Below are 3412 nucleotides of genomic sequence, written 5' to 3' on the forward strand. Positions count from 1 at the left end.
AGATCTTCTAAAAAAGTGCAAGAAAGTTTAAATGAATACACGATAAATCTGACACCAACCTACCCTAAATTGGTAAAAACAATTCCTCACCAACAGCGGGTAGACGCAAGACGGCGTGAAACCAATATCTCTGTTAGCCAAGCTTTTTATAAGCAGGAAGATCGCGAACAGAAAACCAGTTTGAATGCTAAACTGGCAGAACTAAATTTTTATGAAGAAAGCATTGAATCTAATTGTCCGGCAGAAGAAGCGGTTAAGCTTTTTAAGGCTAACCCTTTGCTTCCCGGTATCATCCTCTCCGAACAAGGTAAGTTTTGTGGGATGATTTCGCGGCGGCGGTTTTTCGAGTATATGAGCCGTCCATATGCTTGCGAGTTATTTTCAAAAAGACCTATTTTTGCACTCTACGGTTTTGTTCAGACTGAAATTTTAATCCTTAATATCAATACGTCGATTGTGGTAGCATCTCGGCAGTCTTTACAGCGATCGCCTGAGTTGCTCTACGAACCGATCGTTGTACAAGACGAACGGGGAATATACAAAATGTTAGACGTACATCAGTTACTCTTGGCTCAGTCGAAAATTCACGACTCTGTAACAGAAGCACTTCGGCAAGCTGAAGTTAAATATCGCAGTATTTTTGAAAATGCTGTGGATGGCATCTTTCAAACAACGCTGGATGGGCGTTACCTCAGCGTTAACCCAGCACTGGCACATATTTACGGTTACGACTCGCCGGAGGAACTAATACAGAGTTACACCGATATCGGACGACAACTTTATGTAGATCCCTATCGGCGGGCTGAGTTTGTTGCTAAGATTGAAAAATACGACTTTATATCCAGATTCGAGTCACAGGTTTATCGCAAAGACGGTAGCATTATCTGGATTTCCGAAAACGCTCGCACAGTTCGAGACGAAAAGGGCAATTTACTTTATTACGAAGGTACTGCGGAAGATATCACCGAGCGCAAACAGGCAGAGGAAGCTTTGCGCCAATCGGAAGCGCGATCGCGCCAACAAGCAGCTGAACTGCAAGCAGCTTTACAGGAACTTCAAAAAACACAAGCTCAATTGATTCAAACTGAAAAAATGTCCAGTTTGGGACAGTTGCTTGCTGGTGTTGCTCACGAAATTAACAACCCGGTTAACTGCATTTACAGCAATCTTCCTCACACCCATCGATATATAGAAGATTTGCTCAATCTCCTCAAGCTCTACGCTAAGCACTATCCCCAACCTCACGAGGAGATCCAAGCTGAGACTGACGCGATCGACTTAGAATTTTTGATGGAAGATTTGCCCAAAATATTGTGTGCTATGCAGCAGGGAGCAGAACGCATTTGCGAAATAGTTTTGTCGCTGCGAAATTTCTCGCGCCTGGATGAAAAGCAAATGAAGCCCGCCGATATTCACCAGGGAATTGATAGCACTCTGCTCATCTTGCAACATCGCCTCAAAGCAAAGGGAGGACATCCAGAAATTCAGGTGATTAAAGAATACGGCGAATTGCCTTTGGTAGAGTGCTATCCCGGACAAATTAACCAGGTATTTATGAATCTGCTTAGCAATGCAATTGATGCTCTGGAAATGGGGACTGGGGAAAATAATCTATTCCCAATACCGACAATTTGGATTAGCACCCAAGTTGTAGGCGATCGCGTCAGAATATGTATTGCCGATAATGGCCCTGGTATGACCCAAGATACCCGCAAGCAGATGTTTGAACCTTTCTTTACCACCAAACCCGTCGGTAAAGGTACGGGTCTCGGTTTATCGATCAGCAGTCAGATTATTGAGGAAAAACACAATGGCAAATTAGAATGTAGTTCTGTACTCGGACAAGGCACAGAGTTTGCGATCGAAATCCCGATTCGTCAGTAGAAGTGAGGGCGTCGGGGTTAGGGGTTAGGGGTTAGGGGTTAGGGGTTAGGGACTAGAGGAAGAGACAAGAGGGAACAGGGAGAGGGAGAGGAGGAAAGGGAGGAATTTTGACTTTTGACTTTTGACTTTTGACTTTTGACTCCCCTAGCCCCTAGTCCCTACCTAGCTATTGCTAAAGCATCTAAACTACTGCCATCGCTGATGAGACGCCCATCTTCCATATAGACAATGCGATCGGCAATATCCAAAATGCGGTTATCGTGAGTAACTAATAAAATTGTACAACCTTGCTCTTTCGCTAATTTCTGCATCAATTCTACCACATCTCGTCCCGATTTTTTATCGAGAGCGGCAGTAGGTTCATCTGCTAGCACAATTTTCGGTTTACCTACCAAAGCGCGAGCAATTGCTACCCGTTGTTTTTGTCCTCCCGATAAGTCATCAGGATAGTAATTGATGCGATTTCCCAATCCGACTGCTTCCAACATTTCTTTAGCGCGATCGTTCATTTCTGCTGGTGGAATTCCTCGATGTACTTCCAATCCCATTCGCACATTTTGTAGCGCCGTTAAACTGCCGTGCAAATTGTGAGCTTGGAAGATATAACCGTTATGGCGTCGCGCTTCTGTTAATTGTTTTTCTTTAGCACCGCAAAGTTCTTTTCCTAACACCTTCAAACTTCCCTCTTGTGCAGAACGCAACCCACCGACTAAAGTTAGGAGGGTAGTTTTACCGGAACCGGATGGCCCAGTCATGATGATAATTTCACCTATATTTATCTGCAAGTTAATATTAAATAATGCTTGCTTTCGGAGTTGACCTTTACCGAAGTAATGATTGAGGTTGACGACAGAAATAACGGCGGACGAACTCGAATTACTTTGCATAGCCCCTATTAACTCTGTAGCTTCCATACTTATCTGTGTTTATCTGTGTTTATCTGCGGTCATCTGTGGTTAAAAATATCCCAGATACAGCTGCCGATAATTTCTCTCTAGAACATATCTGCTGGGTCAGCAGATTGTAATTTGCTTGTCGCGATCGAACCGGAAATCACACACATAATAATAGTTAACGACAAAACCATAATTGCCCGAAACAACGTCATATAAATTGGCAAATTTGTGGCATTGCGAGCTAAATTATAAAGTCCCAAAGGTACGATCATTCCCGGTATAAAACCCAGAACTGCCAAAATGAGTGCTTCTTCAAAAATCACGCCTAGCAAGTAGGAATTGTGATAACCCATTGCCTTGAAAGTAGCGTATTCCTTGATATGGGCATTTACATCAGTGGAAAGAACTTGATAAACGATAATTACACCGACGATAAAACCCATCGCTACACCCATACCGAAAATAAAGCCGATCGGACTTCCCGTTTTCCAATAATTTTCTTCAAATTTGATGAATTCTGCGATGGTTAGCACTTTCACATCTTCAGGTAGGTAAGCTTTTAATGCCGCCGCTACCTGAGTTGAATCTGCACCCGGTTCGATATAAATTAAACCCAGACTGATACTACCAGC

The 3412-nt window shown here is 43.2% G+C and carries 3 protein-coding genes; 1 reads left to right on the forward strand and 2 read right to left on the reverse strand.

The genetic code is table 11. The features are described 5' to 3' along the window. Nucleotides 1-1884: ATP-binding protein (locus H6S82_RS24650; RefSeq protein WP_242057095.1), on the forward strand; the 1884-nt coding region annotated here is incomplete at its 5' end. Between the two features lie 158 nt (nt 1885-2042). Here the strand turns inward: H6S82_RS24650 and H6S82_RS24655 are convergent. Both H6S82_RS24655 and H6S82_RS24660 read right to left on the reverse strand, forming a co-directional pair. After that, complete coding sequence (locus tag H6S82_RS24655) at nt 2043-2771, reverse strand: DevA family ABC transporter ATP-binding protein (RefSeq protein WP_190462305.1); 729 nt, start codon at nt 2769-2771, stop codon at nt 2043-2045. Nucleotides 2772-2878: 107 nt separating this feature from the next. Further along, a partial coding sequence (locus tag H6S82_RS24660) for an FtsX-like permease family protein (RefSeq protein WP_191056863.1) occupies nt 2879-3412 on the reverse strand: 534 nt, incomplete at its 5' end.

This window comes from Planktothrix sp. FACHB-1355 (assembly GCF_014748295.1).
In the GTDB taxonomy this organism is placed as follows: Bacteria; Cyanobacteriota; Cyanobacteriia; order Cyanobacteriales; family Aerosakkonemataceae; genus Aerosakkonema; species Aerosakkonema funiforme_A.